This window comes from Streptomyces sp. NBC_00223, from assembly GCF_036199905.1.
In the GTDB taxonomy this organism is placed as follows: Bacteria; Actinomycetota; Actinomycetes; order Streptomycetales; family Streptomycetaceae; genus Actinacidiphila.
The window spans coordinates 3,997,969-4,019,816 of the sequence record NZ_CP108109.1 but is presented as its reverse complement, the minus strand read 5'-3'; the positions used below and the strand labels follow the sequence as shown (position 1 = coordinate 4,019,816).

Genomic DNA, 21,848 nt, shown 5'->3' with positions numbered 1-21,848 from the left:
ATGGACCTGCCGCGCCTGCGACGTCTGCTCGGCGTTCCGGAGACCGCCTGGCTCGTGGAGCGCGTCCGGGACCGCCTGGCCGCCGGACGCCCGCTGGACACCTCGGCGACACTCAGGCCCGCGACCCCCGAGCAGCGCCGCGCGGCGGAGTCGCTGCTGGGCCGCCGACTGCGGTCGGGCGTCTCCCTGACCGTGCCCTTGGCGGAGGTCGATCGCATCTTGCGCGAATCCCTCGCCAGCCCGGACGGTCTGGCAGCTGCGGTCGTCGCACTCACCGGGCCGGTCGCGGACAAACGGGCGCAGGAGGCCGCGCTCGCCGCTTCCTGGCGGCAAGCGCTGGCCGAACTGGACCAGCCCACCGTCACGGGCCGGTCGGCGCTGGCGCCCTGGCCGGCCATGGTGGCGTCGACCGGTCTCCTCAAACGGCTCTCCGGCGGCGACCCCGCGACCGCGCGGCGACTGGCCGCCGACGCCGTACGGGTCCTCACCCGGCTCCCGGCCGACGGCCTCGCCCTCCCGGTGCTGGCCGCCCGCACCGTCGGCGACGCCCACGCACTGGACGACGGGCGCCCGCTCGTTGCGCTCGTGCTGTCCGCCGTCCGCTACCTCGCCGACCTGCCCGCCGCGGCTACCGCCGAGCCCGATGGCCGGCGGGCCGCCTGGGCCGCCGTCGGGGTCGCGCGGGACGTCCTCTCCTCACGCGTCCTCACCTTGGGCCTGCCCGGCTCCGACAGCGGGGCCCTCGGCCGGATGCTCGCTGCTGCCCGCGACGAGGGGGAACCTGCGGTCCTGACGCTGCGCCAGCTGACCCGCCGGGTTCCCGACCTGGGAGTCCACGACCACCTGGTGCGGGTCTGCGAGAACCCGGCGGTGCTCGCCGCGGCGGCCGACGAACTCGGCCCTGGCTGCCCCCCGCTGATCTGCACGGAGGGTGCCCTCTCCGCCGCGGCGCGCAGCCTGCTGCGGCACCTCCTCGACGGGGGCTGCCGCCTGGCCTTCCACAGCGACTTCGACTGGGGCGGAGTCCGCATCGCCACCAGCCTTCTGCGCCTCTTCGACGCCACACCGTGGCGCTACGACGCCGCCTCCTACCTGGCCGCCGTCGACCGAGGCCTCGGCACCCCGCTCACCACCGGCTCCCCGGCCCGCACCCCATGGGACCCGCCCCTCGGCGATGCCCTCGGGCACCACCGCGTCCGAGTCGAGGAGGAACACCTCATCGACGAACTGCTCGGCGACCTGCGCGCGCAGTAGCGGCCGGTCGTCCGGGGACACGCGGACCCTCGCAGGTCAGGTCGTGATGCGTGAATGAGGCTTGACCGACGTCACGAGGGTGCCGAGGCGGATCCGCTGCGTCGCGGCCGCGGCGGCGGTCAGTGTCGGAACGGCTCCGAACCAGGTGCGGTCCCGGAAGGTGCGCCACGACAGATGGTCATACGTATACGCGCCGTGCAGCCCCAGCCCCTCGGCCCGCCGCCACACCTCCCGCCCCTCGTCGGCCCAGCGGTAGATCGGCAGAATCACAGTGCTCAGACGCAGACTCATGCGCCCGAGCCTACGGTTACCCGATGAAGCGGAAGGTGGAGGTCACCGCGTCGAAGATGTCGTGCAACGCTTCGGCCAGGTCGAGGACGGGGGAGGCGCCGGAAATCACGACGACCTCCTCCGGGCGGCCGGGGATGGGGACGTAGGTCTGGGTGAGGGCCATCCTGATCGTGCGGGAGTCGCCCTGCTCCACGGGCACGTCCTCGACGCCGTAGGTGCGGGCGCACAGGCCGACATCGGGGATCTCCACGGTGGTCACCTTGCGCCAGGCGTCGCCGTTGCGCCGAGGTGTGATTGTCTTCATGCTGGCTGCGATGGCCCGCGGGTCGGTGGACAGCGCCACGCCCTGCGCGTCCGCGGCGCCAAGGACCGTCACGGTCACTGTCGCGGTCAGCGGCACCCCCTCGAAGTTCTCGGCCATGCAGCCCAGGTAGAGAGCCCCCGAGTCGTAGGCGTCCCGCGCCATCCGCCGCAGCAGAGTGGCGAGGTCGTTGCGGTACGGGGCCAGCTCCGGCAACGCCCGCGCCCGTTCGTCGACGAGCCGACGAACGGTCGCCTCGCGTCCCTCGGGGCGGATGTCGAACTCCCACCAGGACTCGGGCACGGCGAGCGACACCCCGACCGGCGGCGCGGCGGTCACTGCGCGTCCCCGTCGCCGACGGCGGGCGCCTGGGTGGACTGTGCGAGTTGTCGCGCGAGGTCCGTATCGACCTTCCGCATCTCCCGCACCACCGTGTTCGCCATCTTTTCCAGCCCTGTCAACTGCTTGTGGATGTCCCCGCGCCCGTCTTTCCAGTTGTGCTCGAAGTGGTCGAGCGCATCCACCACGGACCCGTCTCCCATGTCCTCCTCGAACGCCCGGAACACCGCCTTCGTCCCGTCCAACCGCGCCACGATCGACCCGAGCCGCTGCGCGAAGTCCTCCAGCAGATTGATGGGAACCGCCAGGCGATCACTCGTCATGAGTTCTCTGCACCTCCCCGGTTAATTCGTTCGACTGCGTTGTGTATCAGGAGAAGAATTTAACGATCTCAGCAGGGGCGGCACCCGTTTTACGCCACCGGCTGAGCAGGTGTGCGGAAGCCATGGTGAATTTTTCTGCTTCTACCGGGTCATCGACCGGGTTTTCCACGTTTCCCGTTCCGGCGCGTAGCATCATGTCTCCTATCGGATTCCCTTGTCCATCGCAGACTTGTACCGTTCCTGTGGCTTCGTCGAGCAGCAGGAACGACGGCACATCCTGGCCGTATGTGGCGCTGTAGACATGGGCGCTCTCCGAACTCTTCACGAGAAGAAGTTGAAACGAATGGGGCATACGTCATTCCTCCGCGCTGGGGCGTCGCCCGAAACCATCGCGTGCGGCCGCCGCCGGGTCCCAGGTATGTCCGGCGTCGATTGTAGCCCGATGGGCGGCCTGGTAACTCTGACTGCCTGTCTCTCTCATATAGTTCGACTCGTGCAGTTCGTGGCGCAGCAGATCGATATCGGCAGGGTGCGGGCTGCCGTTCTTGAGGCGAATCCACGCCTCGGCGATTCTGGGGTTGGCGTCGAAACGCGCTACAGACGCGTGACCATAGCTGTCCAGCAGATGTTCCTCGTTGAAAAGGTGGTCCTTGATCTGCTGAATGTCCATAGGAGTGAATCCGTGTTCCGCTGCCGTCGCGGCCACGGACCCGACATCGTCGGTCGCCCGGATGGAGTCGTAGGCGTCGTCCGCCCACTCGGTGAAGAAGTCCGCGTCTCCCCGCACGCGTCGCAGTTCCCCGCCGGTTTGCAGGACCCGATCGACCGCGGTAAATCCTTGGCGGCCGGCCCGCAGGGCAGACGGGATCTCGCCAAGGGCACGGAAGGCAGCGGCCATGGTCTTGAGCCCGGCGCTCATGCTCTTGACGCTTTCGGCGCCGATGCGCAGCAGGCCGCCGGCCTTGTACAACTCGCTCAGCCTGCCCAGCGAGGTGAGGCCCTTGGTCATGGGGATGCAGTCGAGGGCGGCGAAGAGGACGGCCCATAAACTGGCTTTGCCCTGGATGTATTGGGAGACGGTGTCGGCCAGCACGATGAGGGCGGCTGCGACCACCAGCCAGGCGAGCGGGCCGCCGAGGATCATGACGACGATGCCGAGGATGGCGACGATCCAGCGGCAGACGGTGACGATCTCGTCCCAGTGGTCGGCGACCCAGTGGACCGCCTTCTCCCACCAGTGCCGGTTCTTGATCCCGGCGTCGGATGCCTCGTGGAGTTTGGTGACGGTCCGGCGGGCGGCGTCCTCCCGCATCGAACGGGCCTGCTCCGCCAGCCTTTTCGCCGCGTCCAGCGCGGACTGCGCGGAGGTCACGGCCTGCTGGGCGTGCGCCTGCCGGGCCTTGGCGGCGGCCAGGTCGCGGGTGGACTGACGGACCTTGTCGGAGTCCGGCGGTGGGACCGACGCGCCCGGGTGCTTCGAGGGGTCGTACGTGTCCGCCGTCGACGTAGCCGTGTGCACCCAGTCCTGCGCGCCGCTCAGACCACTTTGCGCCGACGTCAACTGCGCGTGCGCGGTACGCCCGTCGGACAGCGCCCGGTCCGCCTGGTACTGGGCGTGTTCCAGGTCCGGCCAGTACGCCTCCAGCGCGTCGGCGGCCAGCCGGTACGAGGTGTGCAGTTTGTCGAGGTTCTTCGGGGCCGACCCGAACTCGTCCCGGAACGCGTCCGCCGACAGCCCCGCCCAGGCCAGGATCGCGTCCTCGGACTGCATCCCTTTCACCAGCCGTAGCGCCGATTCCACATCGTCGGCGAAGTCGTGCAGCTGGATCGACAGCGCCTTCACCCGCGACGGATCACCCGGCGTCGGGTCACGGTCCATATCGAGTACATGCCAGTCCCCCGGCCGCCCCATCCGTCTCCCCCCGGGTTCCCACTCGCTCTCACGTCAACGACGCGCTGACCATCGTCAGCAGTTCCCCCACCGCGCCGACAGAGCGCTCCCGGTTCCCCTGGCCACAGCCCGCTCAGAAACCCCCGCTCAGCCCGTGATGCGCGAACTAGGGTTGACCGACGTCATGAGGGTGCCGAGCCGGGAGCCGTTCCGTCGCTGTGGCGGCGGTCAGCGTCGGAACGGCCCCGAACCATGTGCGGTCCCGGAAGGTGCGCCACGACAGATGGTTGGCCCGGACCTCCGGCCGACCATTTCCCAGGTGATTGCATATCGGAGTATGCTACCTCCATGGCTGACACGACGCGGATCACGGTCACACTGCCGACAGAGCAGGTCGCGGAGCTGAAGAAGCTCACGGACAACGTCTCCGGCTACGTGGCCGAGGCGGTGGCGCGCCAGATCAGACACCAACTGCTCGGGGCTGACCTGCGGGACCACGAAGCCGAGCACGGAGCCTTCAGCGACGAGGAACTGGCCGAAGCCCGTGCCCGTATCTTCGGCACGACGGACGCCGTGGGTGGCGCGAGCGCCGCGTGAATCAGCACATCGAAACGGTGGTTCTCGACAGTGAGGGCCTGTCCGCGTGGATTGTTCAGGACCGGAAATTCCTCGCCCTGCTCAAGATCTTCCACGAGATGGGCGCGGACTTGGTGATCAGCGCGAACACCATCGTGGAGGTCAGTCACTCACGCGTGAACATGCCGCGCCTTCAGTGGGCTCTGTCCAGGGTCAAGGTGGAGCCGGTGACCGAGCAGACGGCCAAGGCCGCGGCGAAGCTGCTCAAGGCTGCCGGCCTTCACGGCCACAAGTACGCGATCGACGCGACAGTCGCTGAAGCGGCCCTACGGCAGATCGGCCCCGTCGCCATCCTCACGTCCGATGTCGACGACATGACTCGGCTCTGCGGCCAGCACATCGGAATCATTGGCATCTGACCGCCATTTCCGCAGGCCGGGCCGCGATGCGCGAACGAGGGTTGACCGACGTCATGAGGGTGCCGAGCCGGGAGTCGTTCCGTCGCCGTCGCAGCCGCCGTTACCTCCGGTCCGGGTGCTGCGGGCGGTGGGCCCAGGGGGAACGCCGGCCGGCTGCCGGCGAAGGGCCGGTGAAGCAGAGCCGGAGGGGCGTGGTGGGCCTGCGGCCTGGGGGTCAGGGGTGGGGGGTGGTGAGGGCGTTCATACGGCGGGCGGCGACTTCGCGGTCGGCGGCCGCCGCGACGAAGGCCGGGACGTGTTCCGGCCCGACCAGGGCCCGGACGGCGGTCACCGTGCGGGCCGGCAGCAGGACCGGCACCTCGGCGGAAGCGGAAGCGGAGGCGGAAGCGGTCGCCGGGGCCGGAGCCACGTCCGAAGCGGGGAGGACCGCGGCGCCGAGATGGCGCCGTACGTGCTCCGTGGCCCGCGCCCGCATGGCCCGGGCCAGCTCCGCGTCGACCGTCTGCTGGGCCAGCGGCCGCAACCTCCGTACCAGGTCCGCGGCCTCCGCCGCCTCCGCGTCGGTCGGCGGGTGCTGGAGGAACCGTTGGAAGACGTATTCCGTGGTGAACTCCAGGAACCGCTCCGAGATGTGCTCGACCTGCCCTCGCAGCTCGCGCAGATGCCCGGTGATCGCGGCCAACGGCACCCCGGCGGCGTGGAGTTCGACGGCGACGGCCAGCTCCTGCGGGCTCGGCACGAGGAATTCGTCGTCGCTGCCGGGCACCGCCTCCAGGATGCCGAGTCGCAGCGCCTCCTCCACCGCCGAGAGGTCCAGGACGCCGCCGAAGGACTCCATCAGCTCGGGCAGGCCGATCCGCGCGGGTGTCTCGTCCGACCAGGGCCGGTCCACCTCGCCGACCAGGCCGAGCACACCGCCGAGGCCGGTCCCGGCGTCCCACGCGGCCAGCAACTCCTTGATGCTGGCCAGCGTGTAGCCGCGTTCCAGCAGGTCGGCGATCTGCCGCAGCCGGGCGAGATGCGTGTCGCCGTAGACATTGGCCCGGCCGCGGCGCTCCGGCTTGGGGAGCAGCCCGCGGTCGGTGTAGGCGCGGATCGTCCGGACCGTGGTGCCGCTCAGGTGCGAGAGGTCCTCGATCCGGTACACGCGCTGCTCGGCGGCGGCGGTCACGCCTTCACTCCTCATGGGTCAGGTGACGGTGGGTCAGGAGGCCGCGGTACGTCGCCGTGACGCCTCGGCCGCGGCGGTACGGCTGCGGTCGGCGCGGGACCGGAGCGGCGGGTCGATACGGGCCAACGTCCGCAGCGCGCCGGGCGAGAGCCGGGACAGCAGCCGAGCGCCGCGTGCCTCGGGAGTGACTGGTACGACGGCGGTGTCGTGCCGCACCGCCCGCAGGATCGCCCGGGCGACCTTCTCCGGCGGGTAGTTGCGCAGCCGGTAGAGCTTGGCGCTCCTCTCCCGGCGGCGCTCCTGCTCCTCCTCGTCGACCCCGGTGTGCCGGGCGCTGCCGGTGATCGGCGTGTTGACGATGCCGGGGCAGATCGCGCTCACCCCGATGCCGTGCGGGGCGAGTTCGGCCCGCAGGCACTCGCTGAGCATCAGCACGGCCGCCTTGGACGTGCTGTACGCGGGCAGCGCGCGGGACGGCTGGAAGGCGGCGGCCGAGGCGGTGTTGACGATGTGGCCGCCGCGTCCGCGCTCCACCATCTGCCGGCCGAAGAGCCGGCAGCCGTGGATGACGCCCCACAGATTGACGTCGAGCACCTGCTTCCAGTCCTCGGGGGTGGTGTCGAGGAAGGGGCCCGCGAGACCGATCCCCGCGTTGTTCACCACCACGTCGGGCACGCCGTGGCTCTCCGCGGTACGCGCGGCCAGTTGCTCCATCGCCTCGGCGTCCGAGACGTCGACGGCCTCCGGCCAGGCACCGGACGCTCCGGCCCGCAGCGCCGCCTCGGCCGTACGGGCGGCGCCCTCGGCGTCCCGGTCCACCACGACGACCCGGGCGCCCGCCTCCGCGAACGCCAGCGCGGTGGCCCGCCCGATGCCGCTGGCCGCACCGGTGACCAGCACCAACTGCCCGCCGAACCGCTCCCGCGCGTCGGCGAGCGCCTTCCCCAGGACGGCGCCGACCTCGACCGAGGAGCCTGCCCCCGAGCCCCCGGAGGCCCCCGACGCCTCGGAGGACGCGGCAGCCGCCGAGACCCCCGAAGCCGAGACCCCCCAATCCGAGGCCGCCGAAGCCGACGCCCCTCCCTCCACCCCCGCCGCGAACTCCGCGACCCACTCCGCCACCTGCTCCGGCCGCGACCGCGGCACCCAGTGCTTGGCCGCCAGCCTCCGCCGGGTCAGCCGCGGCGCCCACCGGTCGAGGTCGTCGTAGAGCCGCTCGGACAGAAAGGCGTCGCCGGTCGGCAGGATGAGCTGAACGGGCACGTGCGCGTGGGCGTCCGCGCGCGGACTCCCCAGCCGCTGTCGGACGTTGTCCCGGTAGAGCCAGGCGCCGTGCGACGCGTCCCGCGGCAGCGACGCGGTCGGATAGTCGTCGGAGCGGACCTTCTCGGCGCGGGCCAGCAGCTTGGGCCACTGCCTGCCGAGCGGGCCGCGCCAGGCCAGTTCGGGCAGTACGGGGGTGTGCAGCGCGTACACGTACCAGGACTTGGCGCCCTGGCCGAGCAGTTGGGCGGCCAGGCGTGGGGTGGGGTGCCGCACGCGGTGGCGGATCCAGTGGCCGAAGTGGTCGAGGGACGGCCCCGAGATCGAGGTGAACGACGCGATCCTGCCCTCGGTGGCGGCCACCGTGGCGAACTCCCAGCCTTGCACCGATCCCCAGTCGTGGCCGACCAGGTGCACGGCCCGGTCCGGGCTGACCGCGTCCGCGACCGCGAGGAAGTCGGCGGTGAGCTTCTCCAGCGTGAAACCGCCCTTCAGCGGCGCGGGGGCCTGGGAGCGGCCGTGGCCCCGTACGTCGTAGAGCACCACGTGGAAGCGGTCGGCGAGCAGCGCGGCGACCGCCGACCAGACCTCCTTGCTGTCCGGGTAGCCGTGCAGGAGCAGCACGGTCGGCAGCGACGCGTCCCCGTACTCCGCGACGCACAGCCGCACCCCGCCGCCGCCCACGACGAACCGCTCCCGCGCCTGCCCGGGCCCGTCGTCCCCGATGCCGTCCCCGACACCGTTTGCACCGCCGTCCATGCCGCCACCCCGTTTCCCGCCCCTGGCCGGAGCCCGGTCGGAACCGTCGTCGACCCGGGCCCGGAACGCTGACATCAATCAATGTGACAGCGGCTGATGAGAGGGTCAAGGCCCCCTGTCCGCCCCTGTGGACAACCGTCGCCGACTGGGCCGTCCGAGGGGCTACCCCTACGGGTGGTCAGCCCCAAGGCGTACTCCGATCCGCGACTCCGGGTGGACGCCGCGACGTGGTGGGCGCCACTACGGTCGGAACGTGACTGTGATCGCTACCGAAAGTCTGAGCAAGCGGTACCCGAGGGTGACCGCTCTCGACCGGCTGTCCGTGGACATCACGCCCGGTGTGACCGGGCTGGTGGGTGCCAACGGGGCCGGCAAGTCGACCCTGATCAAGATCCTGCTGGGGCTGTCCCCGGCGACCGAGGGTCGTGCCGCCGTGCTCGGACTCGACGTGGCCACGGCGGGCGCGGAGATCCGCGGCCTCGTCGGCTACATGCCCGAGCACGACTGCCTGCCGCCGGACGTGTCCGCGACCGAGTTCGTCGTGCACATGGCGCGGATGTCCGGGCTGCCGCCCACCGCCGCCCGCGAGCGCACCGCCGACACGCTGCGCCACGTCGGGCTCTACGAGGAGCGGTACCGCCCGATGGGCGGCTACTCCACGGGTATGAAGCAGCGGGTCAAACTCGCCCAGGCGCTGGTCCACGACCCGAAGCTGGTCCTGCTGGACGAGCCGACCAACGGCCTGGACCCGGCCGGCCGCGACGAGATGCTCGGCCTGATCCGCCGTGTCCACACGGACTTCGGCATCTCGGTGCTGGTCACCTCCCATCTGCTCGGCGAGTTGGAGCGCACCAGCGACCACATCGTCGTCATCGACGGCGGAAAGCTGCTGCGGGCCTCGTCCACCAGCGACTTCACCCAGGCCACCGCCTCCCTCGCCGTCGAGGTCACCGACCGGGAGCAGGAGCTGCTGGCGGCCCTGACCGGCAAGGGCCTGACCGCGCAGGCCACCGGCCATCTCCTCCTGGTCGACATCGCGGGCGACGAGACGTACGACACCGTCCGCGACGCGGTCGCCGGTCTCGGCGTCGGCCTGGTCCGGATGGAGCAGCGCCGCCACCGCATCGCCGAACTCTTCACAGACGACGACCCGACCTCCGCTGCCCCGCCCGCCGACGGCCCCGACCCTCACCCGCAAGGCCCTCACCCGCAAGGTCCCGACCCCCAGGGCCCCAACCCGCCCGCCCGTACCCCGAGCCGGACCCAGGAAGGAGACGGCCGTGACGCAGCAGCCTGACGTGATCACCCCCGTCGGCGCCCCCTCCGCCGGCTCGCCCCCCGACGTCATCCACAACATCGGCTACCGCAAGTACCAGGGCCCGCGCCTCGGCCGCGCCTACGCCCGGCAGTCGCTGTACGTGCAGAGCCTGCGCGGCGCGTACGGCCTCGGCCGCAGCGCCAAGTCCAAGGTGCTGCCGATGATCCTGCTGGGCGTGATGTGCGCGCCCGCCCTGATCATGGTGGCTGTCGCCGTCTTCACCGACATGAGCAGACTGCCGGTCGACTACACGCGCTACGCGGTGATCCTTCAGGCGGTGATCACGCTCTTCGTCGCCTCGCAGGCCCCGCAGTCCGTCTCGCGCGACCTGCGCTTCAAGACCACCCCGCTGTACTTCTCGCGGCCGATCGAGCGGGTCGACTACGTCGCCGCCAAGTACGCGGCGCTCACCACGGCGCTCTTCCTGCTGACCGCCGTGCCGCTCGTCATCCTCTACGTCGGCGCGCTGCTGGCGAAGCTCAGCTTCGGCACCCAGACCGCCGGGTTTGCGAAGGGCCTGGTGTCCGTACTTCTGCTCTCCCTGCTCTTCGCGGGCATCGGCCTGGTGATCGCGGCCGTCACCCCGCGGCGCGGCTTCGGCGTCGCCGCGATCATCGCGGTGTTCGTCATCACCTACGGCGCGGTCTCCAGCGTGCAGGCCGTGGCCGACTCCCAGGAGAAGTACCACGTCATCGGCTGGCTCGGCCTCTTCTCGCCGATCACGCTGATCGACGGCGTGCAGAGCTGGTTCCTCGGCTCGACCTCCGCCTTCCCGCACGCCGCGGGACCGTACGACGCGTTCAACGGGATCATGTACCTGCTGGCCGTCGCCGCCATCGTGGCGGGCAGCTTCGGCCTGCTGATGCGCCGTTACCGGAAGGTGGGCCTGTCATGACGACGATCGGCATCGAGGCTGTCTCCCGCTGGTTCGGCAACGTGGTGGCCGTCAACGACATCACCATGACGATCGGCCCCGGTGTGACCGGCCTGCTCGGCCCCAACGGCGCGGGCAAGTCCACCCTCATCAACATGATGGCCGGGTTCCTCGCCCCCTCCGACGGCGCGGTCACCCTCGACGGCACCGCCATCTGGCGCAACGAGGAGGCGTACCGCGAGATCGGCATCGTCCCCGAACGCGAGGCGATGTACGACTTCCTGACCGCGCGCGAGTTCGTGGTCGCCAACGCCGAGCTGCACGGGCTGCGCGATCCCGGGGCGGCCGCGCAGAGGGCGCTGGCCACCGTCGAGATGGAGTACGCGCAGGACCGGCGGATCGACACCTACAGCAAAGGGATGCGGCAGCGCGCCAAGATGGCGTCCGCGCTGGTCCACGAGCCGTCCGTGCTGCTGCTCGACGAGCCGTTCAACGGCATGGACCCCCGGCAGCGGCTGCACCTGATGGAGCTGCTGCGGCGGATGGGCGCCGAGGGCCGGACCGTGCTGTTCTCCTCGCACATCCTGGAGGAGGTCGAGCAGCTCGCCCACCACATCGAGGTCGTGGTGGCGGGACGGCACGCGGCGTCCGGCGACTTCCGCAAGATCCGCCGCCTGATGACCGACCGTCCGCACCGCTACCTCGTACGGTCCAGTGACGACCGGCAGCTCGCGTCCGTGCTCATCGCGCACGCGTCCACCGCCGGGATCGAGCTGGACTGGAGCGAGAAGGCCCTGCGCATCCAGGCGATCGACTTCGCCGGCTTCACCGAGTTCCTGCCCCGGATCGCCCGCGACCACGGCATCCGGCTCTACGAGGTCTCGCCGTCCGACGAGTCCCTGGAGAGCGTCTTCTCCTACCTGGTCACGGCGTAAGGAGCCGACCGACATGTCCCTCACCACCGCGCTCCCCAAGGCGCCGCCGGCCTCCGGACCCGTCTTCTACCACCCCACCGTGGCCCGGCTCACCTATCGCGCGCTGCTCGGCCGTCGCCGCGCCCTGCTGCTCTTCGCGCTGCCGCTGCTCCTGCTGGTCATCGCCGCCGCCGTCCGCGCGCTCAGCGGCGCCGACGACTCCACCGCGAACAATCTGCTCCAGGGCTTCGCGCTCAGCGCGATGGTGCCGCTGGTCGGCGTCATCGCGGGCACCGGCGCGATCGGCCCGGAGATCGACGACGGCGCGATCGTCTATCTGCTGGCCAAGCCGGTCCGACGGTCGACCATCGTCTTCACCAAGCTGCTGGTCGCCATAGGCGTGACTGTCGCCTTCTCCGCCGTCCCCACCCTGATCGCCGGGTACATCCTCAACGGCAACGGGCAGAACCTCGCGGTCGCCTTCGCGATCGGCACCGTGGTCGCGTCCGTCGCCTATGCGGCGATATTCCTGCTGCTCGGGGTGCTCACCCGGCACGCGGTCGTGGTCGGTCTGGTCTACGCCCTGGTGTGGGAGACCGTGATCGGCGGCTTTGTGTCGGGCGCGCAGACCCTCAGCGTCCAGCAGTGGTCGCTGGCCGTCACCCGGACGATCGCCCATGGCGACCTGGTCACCTCGGCGGTGTCGCTGCCGACCGGGATCGTGCTGCTCGCGGGGGTCACGGTCGCCACGACCTGGTTCGCGGGCCACCGGCTGCGGACCCTCAAGCTCGCCGGGGAGGAGTGAGGCCCCGGCAGCGCTGAGCCCCGCCGCCCCCGACTTCCCCCGGGGGCGGCGCACGGGCCCGCCTCTCCCGCCGCGCCGCCACCCCGCACCGCCGCCCCGGCCACCCGCCCCCGGCCACCCGCCCCGGCCCACGGGCGGCACACAGCCTCGCGGTGAACACTGGTGGGGATGGCACCGGAAATACCGGAGACCTCCCCGCCCCCACCGGGCCGCGCGGTCCTCCCCTCCGCCCTGTACCGCCGCTTCGCCTCCGCGGACCCGCGGCGCCTGATCACGGGCTGGGTCCGTGCCACCCCCGGTACCCACATCTGGCTGCTGATCCTCGCGATCACCAGCGGGATCGCCGCCGGGATGTCCCCGCATCTGCGGTCGTATCTTCTGCACCACCTCAGCACCAACCTCGTGGAGCTGCGCAGTCACCCGATCCGCGTACTGATCGCCAGCGCGCTGTGGATCGAGACGCCGTCCGGCTTCGCCTTCTACGCCGTGCTCTTCGAGCTGGTGCACGCCACCGCCGAACGCTGGCTCGGCACCCTGCGCTGGCTGCTCGTCGCGGCGATCGCGCATGTGGGGGCCACGGTGGTCAGCCAGAAGGCCGTGCTCTTCGGCATCCGCGACGACCGGCTGCCGCGCTCGCTGGCCCACACCGTCGACATCGGGGTCAGCTACGGGCTCGCGGGCGTCATCGGCGTCCTCGCCTACCGGGTGCCCCGGCCGTGGCGCTGGGGCTATCTGGCCGGGGTGCTGATCTTCTTCGGGACGCCGGTGCTCAACAACGGCACGTTCACCGATCTGGGCCATCTGACGGCCGTGCTGATCGGCCTGTGCTGTTACGGGCTCACGCCGCCGGGCCGCAGCCGCCTGCCGTCGCTGTAGGCGGCGAGGCCGCAGCCTGTGAGCGGGCCGGCCGGTCAGAGCGGTCCGAAGACCCGTTCCAGCACCAGCGCGATGCCGTCCTCGTCGTTGGACGCCGTGATCTCGTCGGCGACCGCCTTGAGTTCGGCATGGGCGTTGGCCATCGCCACGCCGTGCCCGGCCCACTTCAGCATCGCGATGTCATTGGGCATGTCGCCGAAGGCGATCGTCTCGGCGGCCGTCACCTTGAGCCGCCGCGCGGCCAGCGCGAGCCCGGTCGCCTTGGTCAGCCCGAGCGGCAGCAGCTCCACGATGCCATCGCCCGCGACCGTCACGCCCACCAGATCACCGGCGACGGCCCGCGCCGCCCGGGCCAGACCGTCGTCACCGAGTTCGCGCCGCTGGATGTAGAGCTTGTTGATCGGCTCGGCCCACAGCTCGGCGGGGTCCGCCATGAGGACGACCGGCAGCTCGGGGTGGTAGACGTACCCCTCGCCGATCAGCACGTCGCCGCTGAGGCCGTCCCGGCTCGCGGCCACCGCGACCGGCCCGACCTCCGCCTCGATTTTGGCCAGCGCCAGCCCGGCAAGCTGCCGGTCCAGGGTGATCGAGGTCAGCAGCCGGTGCGCGCCCGCGTCGTAGAGCTGCGCGCCCTGGCCGCAGACGGCGAGGCCGTGGTAGTCGAGGTCGGCCAGCACATGCCGGGTCCAGGGCACCGACCGCCCGGTGACGACGATGTGCGCGGCGCCCGCCGCCGCCACGGCCGTGAGCGCGTCCCGTGACACCTGCGAGACGGTGCCGTCCTCGCGCAGCAGGGTGCCGTCCAGATCGGTGGCCACCAGCCGGTACGGCAGCGGATCCGGAACGGCCCCCGCGGCGCCGGTCACTTGGCGGCGGAGACGGGTTCGAGCACTTCCCGCCCGCCCAGGTACGGCCGCAGCGGCTCGGGCACCCGCACCGAACCGTCGGCCTGCTGGTGGTTCTCCAGGAGCGCCACGATGGTCCGCGGCACCGCGCACAGCGTGCCGTTGAGCGTCGCCAGCGGCCGGGTGCCGTTCGCGTCGCGCAGCCGGACGTTCAGCCGGCGGGCCTGGAACTCGGTGGTGTTGGACGTCGAGGTCAGCTCGCGGTACTTGCCCTGCGTCGGAATCCACGCCTCGCAGTCGAACTTGCGCGACGCGGACGACCCCAGGTCACCGGAGGCCAGCTCGATCACCTGGAACGGCAGCTCCAGCGAGGTCAGCCACTGCTTCTCCCACTCCAGCAGCCGCCGGTGCTCGGCCTCGGCCTCCTCCGGGGAGGTGTAGACGAACATCTCCACCTTGTCGAACTGGTGGACGCGGATGATGCCGCGGGTGTCCTTGCCGTACGAGCCCGCCTCGCGCCGGTAGCACGGCGAGAAGCCCGCGTAGCGCAGCGGCAGCCGGCCCGCGTCGATGATCTCGTCCATGTGGTAGGCGGCGAGCGGGACCTCGGAGGTGCCGACCAGGTAGAGGTCGTCCTTCTCCAGGTAGTACACGTCGTCCTCGACCTGGCCGAGGTAGCCGGTGCCCGCCATGGCGGCGGGCTTGACCAGCGTCGGGGTCAGGACGGGGATGAAGCCGGCCGCGGTGGCCTGCGCGATCGCCGCGTTGACCAGGGCCAGCTCCAGCAGCGCGCCGACGCCCGTCAGGTAGTAGAAGCGCGAGCCGGAGACCTTGGCGCCGCGGTCCATGTCGATGGCGCCCAGCCGCTCGCCCAGGTCCAGGTGGTCCTTGGGGGCGAAGCCCTCGGCGGCGAAGTCGCGGGGGGTGCCGTGCCGCTCGACGACGACGAAGTCCTCCTCGCCGCCGATCGGAGCGTCGGGGTGGACGAGGTTGCCCAGCCGCAGCAGCAGCTGCCTGGCCTCCTCGGCGGCGTCCTGCTGCTCGGTGTCGGCGGCCTTGACCGCCTCCGCCAGCTCCTTGGTGCGCTTGAGCAGCTCGGCCTTCTCGTCGCCCTGCGCCTTCGGGATCAGCCGGCCCAGCTGCTTCTGCTCGGCGCGCAGCTCGTCGAAGCGGGTACCGGAGGACCTGCGCCGTTCGTCGGCGGAAAGGAGGGAGTCGACGAGTGCGACGTCCTCTCCACGGGCGCGCTGGGAGGCGCGCACACGGTCGGGGTCCTCACGAAGCAGGCGAAGGTCAATCACGGTCACAGGCTACCGGGGCGGGGCCATCGAGCGCGACAACTTAAGGGAGTAATGCGCAATATGTCCACTTCGAGTGAAAAGCAAGGGAAATCCGTAAAGCGAAGTGAATAGCCTCTCGTCAACGCTATTGGGTTGATACCTCCTCCGGGTCATCCACCCTGTGGAGAACCGGAGTTGATCAACAGCTTCATGGCTGTTCGGGGGCAACATTGGGGAAAGTTATCCACAGGTGGGACCGCAATTTCCGCACCTTGTCCACAGGGTGTGGGGAAGATCTGTGGAGAAGTGTGGAGATCGTTTCCAGGGCCGGATGATCGGCTATGGATTCCCCATCCAAACCCGTTCCACACTCCCTTTCGAGTGAGAAGTGTTCCCTCGGGAGGATGGACCGTGGGAATTGGGGTGACGCGGGGTGGACTGTGTCGCTCCGGGGGGACCTGGTGTCTGTGTACCTATTTGTCGACTAGGTCGGGTTCTACTGTCGACTTGTCCCCAGTTACCCACAGGGCGCGCGCCAAGCCTGTGGATAACCCGGTGGACAACCGCGCGGACCGCTCAGCCGCGGCCGTCGAGCGCCCGGTTCAGCCAGTCCGCGGCCTCGGTGAACTCCTCGTCGCCGGCCCCCCTGGCCACCGAGGGAGCCACCGCGTCGGCCCGGGGATACGAACCGAGGAATCGTACATTCAGACAGCGCCGACGCAGCCCCATCAGGGTCTCCCCGACCCGGCGGTCGGTGAGATGGCCCTCGGCGTCCACCGAGAAGCAGTACTGACCCAGGCCGCGGCCGGTCGGACGGGACTCGATCCGCATCAGGTTCACCCCGCGGATCGCGAACTCCTGGAGCAGTTCGAGCAGCGCGCCCGGGTGGTCGTCCCGCAGCCAGAACACCGCCGAGGTCTTGTCCGCGCCGGTCGGTGCCGCGAGCCGCGCAGGGCGGCCGACCAGCACGAACCGGGTCGTCGCGTTCTGCGCGTCGTGGATCTCGGTCGCCAGCGGCTCCAGACCGTAGGTCGGCGCCGCGAACTCGCCCGCGAAGGCTCCGTCGAAACGGCCCTCCTGGACCAGCCGCGCGCCGTCCGCGTTCGAGGCCGCCGACTCCCACACCGCGTCGGGCAGATGCTCGGCCAGCCAGTTGCGCACCTGGACCTGGGCGGCCATGTGCCCGGTCACCGTCTTGACCGCGCTCAGCTCCGTACCCGGCCTGACCAGCAGCGCGAAGGCGATCGGCAACAGCACCTCGCGGTAGATCATCAGCGGCTCGCCGAACGCCAGCTGGTCGAGGGTGGCGGTGATGCCGCCCTCCACCGAGTTCTCGATCGGTACGAGCGCGCCGCCCGCCTGCCCGTTGCGCACCGCGTCCAGCGCCGCGGGCACCGACACCATCGGGACCAGCTCGCGCGTGGCGGCCTCGGGCAGCGTACGCAGCGCTGCCTCGGTGAAGGTGCCCTCAGGTCCCAGATACGTGTAGCGACTCGCCGCAGACATGCGTTCAGCCTAACGGCCCGCGCGGGGTGGGCCGCACGGCCGCTTCCCGGCGGCCGCACCTCACCGAAGCCGCCCGCACCCCGGCGGGAGGCCCCCGCCGCTCACCCCTCCAGCAGCCGCTGCCCCACGTACTCGCCCGGCCCGACCCCGCCCGGCACCGCGTACAGACCGCCGGCCTCGTGCCGCAGGAAGCGGGACAGCCCGTCGGCGCCGTCGAGCTTGCGCTGCACGGGCACGAAACCCCTGGCCGGGTCGGCCTGCCAGGCCACGAAGAGCAGCCCGGCGTCCGGGGCGCCGTCGCCGCCGATGCCGTCGTGGTACGAGAACGCCCGCCGCAGCATCGCCGCGCCGCCGTTGGAGGCGGGCGCCGCGACCCTGATGTGCGCGTCGGCCGCGATGGCGAGCGACCCGTCCGGGTTGAACTTCTCCAGGTCGGGCGGGGTCGTCTCGATGCCCCCGGACAGCGGCGCCCCGTCGGACTTGCGCCGCCCGATCACCTTCTCCTGCCGCTCCACCGGCAGATGGTCCCAGGAGTCGAGCAGCATCCTGATCCGCCGGAAGACGGCGTACGACCCGCCCGCCATCCACTCGGGGGAGCCGGACATACCCGCCGCCGGTACGAAGATCCGCTGATCGAAGTCGGACTCGGTCGGCTTGGGGTTGTTCGTGCCGTCGATCTGGCCCATCAGATTGCGGGCGGTCATCGGCCGCGCGGTCGCGCCCGGGGTGCGGTTGAAGCCGTTCATCTGCCAGCGCACGGAGGCGGTGTCGCGGGCGGACTTCTGGATCACCCGCAGCGCGTGGAAGGCGACCAGCGCGTCGTCGGCGCCGATCTGCACCCACAGATCGCCGTCGCCGCGCTTCGGATCGAGCGCGTCGCCCGGGAAGACCGGCAGCGGCGCGAGCGCCTCCGGCAGCCGCGAGGTCAGCCCGGTCCGGCCGAAGAAGCTCCGCCCGAAGCCGAAGGTAACGGTGAGCGAGGACGGCCCGGCGTCGTCGGCCACCTGGTCGTCGTACGACGCCGGGGTCAGCGGCCGGTCGGCCCGGGTCATCTCGCGCGCCGCGTCCGACCAGCGCCGCAGCAGCGCGGCGGCCGCCCGGCGGTCGGCGCCGGGGGCGAGGTCGAAGGCGACCAGATGCCCCCGGGCCTGCGCGGGCTGCGTGATCCCGGCCTGCCGTACGCCTTCGAACGGGACGCGGCCCGCGCCCACGGAGGTCAGCGCGGTGGGTTCGTCGCGCACGGCCAGCGCCGCGCCGAAGCCGCCGGCGCCGACCGCCAGCCCGGCCGCGCCCGCCGCCCCCGCCGTCCCGAGCAGCCGCCGCCGGGAGAGCGCGGGACCGTCGCCCGGCCGCTCGGCGGGGGTGCTCTCCGGCTTCCCGGTGGTCTCCCGCTTCCCGGTGGTCTCCGGCTTCCCGGCGGCTTTCCTGTCCACAGCGCTCACGACGTGATCCGTACGTTCTTCGTGACCGTCACCTCGTCGATGTCCGAGGTGCGGACGGTGACGGCCAGCTGCCAGGTGCCCGGCAGCGGCAGCTGGACCTCGGCCGCCATCCAGTGCCCGAGGGTCATCCGGTGCACCAGGACCGGGATCGGGCCGAGGTGCTTGTCCGGGAGGGTGAGGGACACCCGCAGCTCGGGGACGTTGACCGGGTTGCCGTCCGGGTCCGTCAGCAGCACCAGCAGCTGATTGGGGGTGCCGGCCCGGCCCGGGTCCACGGTGACCCCGGCGGCGCCCTTGCCCTTCGGGCCGCCGGTGTCGTACGGGAGGGTGACCGCGATCTGCTGCGGGGCGCCGGAGCCGGGGGAGGCCCCGACCCCCGCGTCCGGCAGGGCCTTCTGCTCCTCGGCGGCCCGCCCAGGCTGCGAACCCGACAGCGTCGTGGTGACCGCGAGCAGTACCACGGCGACGGCCGCCTCCGCGAGCACCGAGCGGCGCAGCGCACCGCGCGCCGGGTCCGCCTCGCGCACCTTGCGGGCCTCGGCGTTCCGGCGCGCGGTCTGCTGCCGCCGCAGCTGGGCGGCCCGCGCGGGATCGGCCGCCTTCTCGGACCCGGACCCCTCCGCGCCCTCAGCCCTCTCCGATTCGGTGCCGTCCGAGGCGGCCGCGCCGACCGGCTCCCGTACGGCCGTACGTTCCGGCGCCGCCGCCTGAGCACCGATCCGCGCCGAGGACGAGGCCGCCGACGAAGCCGACCCGGAGGAGGACCCCGCCCGTACCCCCGACGGCACCGCCAGCGCCCCCGTCCAGCGCCGTGAGAACCACGCGATGACGACCAGCCCGCCCACCAGGCCGATCTTGATCAGCAGCAGCCGCCCGTACGACGTGTCGGTGAACGCCCGCCAGGTGCCGATCTGCCGCCACGCCTGATACGTGCCCGTGGCGACCAGCAGGGTGATCGAGGTCAGGGCCAGCAGCGAGAAGCGGTGGACGGCGAAGCGCTCGACCGGCCGGTCGGCCATCGAGGGCGCCCACAGGGCGACGAGCAGGGTGATCAGGCCGCCCATCCAGATCGCCATGGACAGCAGATGGATCACGTCCACCGGCATGGCCAGCCTGCGCTGGATGCCGACCGAGGCGTGCTCGGCCATCGCCCAGGTGGCCGCGATGCCGACCGCCACGACCGTGCCGCCGATGCCCAGACCCCAGGCCAGATCGGCGCGTTCCGCGGAGTCCTCGCGCTTGGCGTAGCTGCCGAAGAGCACCGCGAGGAAGACCGCGGCGGCGGCGAGCAGCAGCAGCCGGGAGAGCAGGGCGGCGCCCGGTCTGGTCTCCAGCTGGTCCCGCATCACCGCGAGATCGAAGACCTGGCCGAGCCCCTTGCCGTTGACATAGGGGCCGCGCAGCATCAGCAGGGCGATGGTCGAGACGACCAGGGTGGCCCAGCCGCCCGCGGCGAGCCGGCGCATCGGCCGCAGCATGGCACCGCGCGGCCAGCAGACCGAGAGGAAGACCGAGGCGCCGACCAGCAGCGCGAACCCGCCGTAGGCGAAGTAGCGGCCGATCCCGTAGAGCGTGCCGGCCGTCCCGCCGCCTGCCGCGGCCGCGCCCGACAGGTTGACCGCGGTCTTGGAGGGCGCGCCGACCGAGAAGGTGAAGGCGCCCGAGACCGGGTGGCTGTCCTGCGAGATCGCCCGCCAGGCCACGGTGTACGTGCCGTCGCCGAGCCCGGGGCGCAGCGCCACGGTGGCGGTGGATCCGGAGTCGGTGCCGCTCACATGCCCCGGGGCGCCGACGGCGACGTTCGTCCCCTGCGGGTCGAGCACCCGCAGCGAGTCGTCGGAGAGCAGCACCCCCTCGGAGAAGGTGAGCACGATACGGGACGGCGCCGTCTTGACCACCGAACCCCTGGCGGGGTCCATGCCGATCAGCGCGGCGTGCGCGGACGCGGGCGCGGCCGTGCCGAGCAGCACGGCGAGCAGCGTCCCGAGCAGGGCGGCGAGCCCGGCGAGCCGGCGCCGGACGCGGCGGCGCGCGGGCGCGCTCCCGCCGGTCGTCGGCGTGCCCGGCAGGGGGAGCCCCGGCCGGGCCGTCCGGGGCGGCGGCGGTGAATCCGGTGTCTTCCGCATGGTCGGCGCTCTCGGCGTCGTCGGTATCGGCACGTACAACCGCTTGTTCATCGGCTTGTCAGCCCTTCGGACGGTACGTCGTCGGGCGCACGGGCACGGTGACCGTCATCGTGGCGGGCGTGGCGTGTGCGAAGTGGAGGGTCAGGGTCACCGTGTCGCCGACGAGTGGCTTGTGGGTGAGGTTCTCCAGCATCAGATGGTCGCCGCCGGTGCCGAGCGCGAGTGTGCCGTGCGCCGGGACGGTCAGGGAGTCCACCTGTCGCATGGTCGTGCCGGTGGTGGTGTGCAGGGTGGTGTGTGCGGCCAGCGGGCTGGTCACGGAGGTCAGTTCGGCGTCGGTCCCGTCCGGGTTGGTGACGGTGAAGTAGGCGGCGGCCATGTCGGTGAGCAGCGGCTGGGGTAGGTAGCCCCCGCTCACGGTCAGATGCGCGGCACTCTTCCGGTCGGCGGCCGTACGGGTCGACGTACGGGCCGAGGTGCCGGTGGAGGAGCACCCGGTGAAGGCCAGGGCAGCGCCCACCGTGACGACCGCGCCCGCGCTCAGCGCGATCCGCCGCCGTACGGGCCGCCCCGCGGACCTGTCTCCGGGCCCGCTCACGGCTTCTCGCTCCTGATGATCTTCGGCAGGTCGTGCGCGTACTGCTCGGCGGTGGTGCCGGACATGTAGAGCACATGCGCCTTGTCGTCCTTGGGCCAGAAGGCCAGCACCTCGGCGCCGTGGGTCACTGTGACGCTGCCGTCCTTCTCCTTGACCGGCGCGGAGATGCCCACGCCGACCGAGCGCGCCGCGGCCTCGATGGTGGCGAACTTGCCGGTCAGCCCGATGAAGCTCGGGTCGAGCGCCTTGAGCCACTCGGTGAGCCGGGCCGGGGTGTCGCGCTCGGGGTCGGTGCTGACGAAGACCACCCGCAGCTTGTCCTGGTCGGCCCGCGGCAGCTCGGACTTGGCCAGCGCCAGATCGCCCATCGTGGTCGGGCAGACGTCGGGGCAGTGTGTGTAGCCGAAGAAGAGCAGGGTGGGCCGGCCCGCGGTCTGCTTCACCAGGTCGAACGGCTTGCCGTGGTTGTCGGTCAGTACGAGGTCCGGCTTGGTGAAGGGTGTGTCGAGCACGGTGCCGGCCCCCTGGGACCCACCCGAGACCGCGGCCACGGCGGCGGCGTCGGAGGAGTCGGAACCGCCGGAGGCGCCGCAGCCGGAGAGCAGCAGGGCGGAGGCGGCGGCCAGGGCGACGGCGCCGAGTTTGACGGTGGTGCGCATGTGAGAGGTCCTGTTCGA

21 protein-coding genes and 2 pseudogenes are annotated in these 21,848 nt (G+C 71.6%); 8 read left to right on the top strand and 15 right to left on the bottom strand.

Annotation, left to right across the window (positions count from 1 at the left end; translation table 11 throughout):
• A complete protein-coding gene (locus OHA30_RS16935; RefSeq protein ID WP_328914679.1) occupies positions 1–1,254 on the top strand; it encodes a TIGR02679 family protein in 1,254 nt (417 codons plus the stop codon).
• A gap of 66 nt (positions 1,255–1,320) precedes the next feature.
• Here OHA30_RS16935 and OHA30_RS16930 read toward each other — a convergent pair.
• From OHA30_RS16930 to OHA30_RS34000, 6 genes and pseudogenes are all read right to left on the bottom strand, one after another.
• Positions 1,321–1,545 (bottom strand): annotated as a pseudogene (locus tag OHA30_RS16930) (LLM class flavin-dependent oxidoreductase); the annotation flags it as partial.
• Positions 1,546–1,561: 16 nt separating this feature from the next.
• Positions 1,562–2,185, bottom strand: a complete 624-nt coding sequence (locus OHA30_RS16925; protein ID WP_328914678.1) for a hypothetical protein — start codon at positions 2,183–2,185, stop codon at positions 1,562–1,564.
• Positions 2,182–2,508, bottom strand: coding sequence for a hypothetical protein (locus OHA30_RS16920; protein ID WP_328914677.1), 327 nt, complete (start codon positions 2,506–2,508; stop codon positions 2,182–2,184). The genes OHA30_RS16925 and OHA30_RS16920 overlap by 4 nt, the downstream gene beginning before the upstream one ends.
• A 46-nt stretch (positions 2,509–2,554) precedes the next feature.
• Positions 2,555–2,860: a hypothetical protein gene (locus tag OHA30_RS16915; protein WP_328914676.1), complete on the bottom strand. Its 306-nt coding sequence runs from the start codon at positions 2,858–2,860 to the stop codon at positions 2,555–2,557.
• A gap of 3 nt (positions 2,861–2,863) precedes the next feature.
• Positions 2,864–4,387 carry a putative T7SS-secreted protein gene (locus OHA30_RS16910; protein ID WP_328914675.1) on the bottom strand — a complete coding sequence of 508 codons (1,524 nt, stop codon included), beginning with the start codon at positions 4,385–4,387 and terminating at the stop codon, positions 2,864–2,866.
• Between the two features lie 183 nt (positions 4,388–4,570).
• A pseudogene (locus OHA30_RS34000) lies at positions 4,571–4,688 on the bottom strand (LLM class flavin-dependent oxidoreductase); the annotation flags it as partial.
• Positions 4,689–4,747: 59 nt separating this feature from the next.
• On the opposite strand from OHA30_RS34000, the gene OHA30_RS16905 reads away from it, so the two are divergent.
• Both OHA30_RS16905 and OHA30_RS16900 read left to right on the top strand, forming a co-directional pair.
• On the top strand, positions 4,748–4,996 hold the full coding sequence (locus OHA30_RS16905; protein ID WP_328914674.1) for a hypothetical protein: 249 nt from the start codon (positions 4,748–4,750) through the stop codon (positions 4,994–4,996).
• Complete coding sequence (locus tag OHA30_RS16900) at positions 4,993–5,394, top strand: PIN domain-containing protein (protein ID WP_328914673.1); 402 nt, start codon at positions 4,993–4,995, stop codon at positions 5,392–5,394. The genes OHA30_RS16905 and OHA30_RS16900 overlap by 4 nt, the downstream gene beginning before the upstream one ends.
• Before the next feature lie 214 nt (positions 5,395–5,608).
• On the opposite strand, the gene OHA30_RS16895 is transcribed toward OHA30_RS16900, so the two are convergent.
• Both OHA30_RS16895 and OHA30_RS16890 read right to left on the bottom strand, forming a co-directional pair.
• Positions 5,609–6,580: a MerR family transcriptional regulator gene (locus OHA30_RS16895; RefSeq protein ID WP_405785565.1), complete on the bottom strand. Its 972-nt coding sequence runs from the start codon at positions 6,578–6,580 to the stop codon at positions 5,609–5,611.
• 18 nt (positions 6,581–6,598) lie between these two features.
• Positions 6,599–8,587, bottom strand: coding sequence for an SDR family oxidoreductase (locus tag OHA30_RS16890; protein WP_328914671.1), 1,989 nt, complete (start codon positions 8,585–8,587; stop codon positions 6,599–6,601).
• A gap of 259 nt (positions 8,588–8,846) precedes the next feature.
• On the opposite strand from OHA30_RS16890, the gene OHA30_RS16885 reads away from it, so the two are divergent.
• From OHA30_RS16885 to OHA30_RS16865, 5 genes are all read left to right on the top strand, one after another.
• Complete coding sequence (locus tag OHA30_RS16885; protein ID WP_328917891.1) at positions 8,847–9,884, top strand: ABC transporter ATP-binding protein; 1,038 nt, start codon at positions 8,847–8,849, stop codon at positions 9,882–9,884.
• Positions 9,885–9,888: 4 nt separating this feature from the next.
• The gene (locus OHA30_RS16880; protein ID WP_405786087.1) at positions 9,889–10,800 is read left to right on the top strand and encodes an ABC-2 transporter permease; all 912 of its coding nucleotides are present in this window, start codon (positions 9,889–9,891) and stop codon (positions 10,798–10,800) included.
• A complete protein-coding gene (locus OHA30_RS16875) occupies positions 10,797–11,714 on the top strand; it encodes an ABC transporter ATP-binding protein (protein WP_328914670.1) in 918 nt (305 codons plus the stop codon). Before OHA30_RS16880 ends, OHA30_RS16875 begins: the two co-directional genes overlap by 4 nt.
• Positions 11,715–11,727: 13 nt before the next feature.
• Entirely contained in the window at positions 11,728–12,498 is a 771-nt protein-coding gene (locus tag OHA30_RS16870; protein ID WP_328914669.1) for an ABC transporter permease subunit, read from the top strand.
• A 168-nt stretch (positions 12,499–12,666) separates the two neighbouring features.
• The gene (locus OHA30_RS16865) at positions 12,667–13,374 is read left to right on the top strand and encodes a rhomboid-like protein (RefSeq protein ID WP_328914668.1); all 708 of its coding nucleotides are present in this window, start codon (positions 12,667–12,669) and stop codon (positions 13,372–13,374) included.
• A 35-nt stretch (positions 13,375–13,409) separates the two neighbouring features.
• Here OHA30_RS16865 and OHA30_RS16860 read toward each other — a convergent pair whose 3' ends face one another.
• From OHA30_RS16860 to OHA30_RS16830, 7 genes are all read right to left on the bottom strand, one after another.
• Positions 13,410–14,240 (bottom strand): HAD family hydrolase, encoded by an 831-nt coding sequence (locus OHA30_RS16860; RefSeq protein ID WP_328914667.1) that lies wholly within the window; start codon positions 14,238–14,240, stop codon positions 13,410–13,412.
• The gene (gene serS, locus OHA30_RS16855) at positions 14,237–15,520 is read right to left on the bottom strand and encodes a serine--tRNA ligase (protein ID WP_328914666.1); all 1,284 of its coding nucleotides are present in this window, start codon (positions 15,518–15,520) and stop codon (positions 14,237–14,239) included. The genes OHA30_RS16860 and serS overlap by 4 nt, the downstream gene beginning before the upstream one ends.
• 555 nt (positions 15,521–16,075) lie before the next feature.
• Complete coding sequence (pheA, locus tag OHA30_RS16850; RefSeq protein WP_328914665.1) at positions 16,076–17,005, bottom strand: prephenate dehydratase; 930 nt, start codon at positions 17,003–17,005, stop codon at positions 16,076–16,078.
• Positions 17,006–17,106: 101 nt separating this feature from the next.
• The gene (gene efeB / locus OHA30_RS16845) at positions 17,107–18,447 is read right to left on the bottom strand and encodes an iron uptake transporter deferrochelatase/peroxidase subunit (protein ID WP_405785566.1); all 1,341 of its coding nucleotides are present in this window, start codon (positions 18,445–18,447) and stop codon (positions 17,107–17,109) included.
• On the bottom strand, positions 18,444–20,573 hold the full coding sequence (locus tag OHA30_RS16840) for a copper resistance CopC/CopD family protein (protein WP_328914664.1): 2,130 nt from the start codon (positions 20,571–20,573) through the stop codon (positions 18,444–18,446). Before OHA30_RS16840 ends, efeB begins: the two co-directional genes overlap by 4 nt.
• A 58-nt stretch (positions 20,574–20,631) precedes the next feature.
• The gene (locus OHA30_RS16835) at positions 20,632–21,171 is read right to left on the bottom strand and encodes a copper chaperone PCu(A)C (RefSeq protein WP_328914663.1); all 540 of its coding nucleotides are present in this window, start codon (positions 21,169–21,171) and stop codon (positions 20,632–20,634) included.
• A complete protein-coding gene (locus tag OHA30_RS16830) occupies positions 21,168–21,830 on the bottom strand; it encodes an SCO family protein (RefSeq protein ID WP_328914662.1) in 663 nt (220 codons plus the stop codon). Before OHA30_RS16830 ends, OHA30_RS16835 begins: the two co-directional genes overlap by 4 nt.
• Positions 21,831–21,848: the final 18 nt, after the last annotated feature.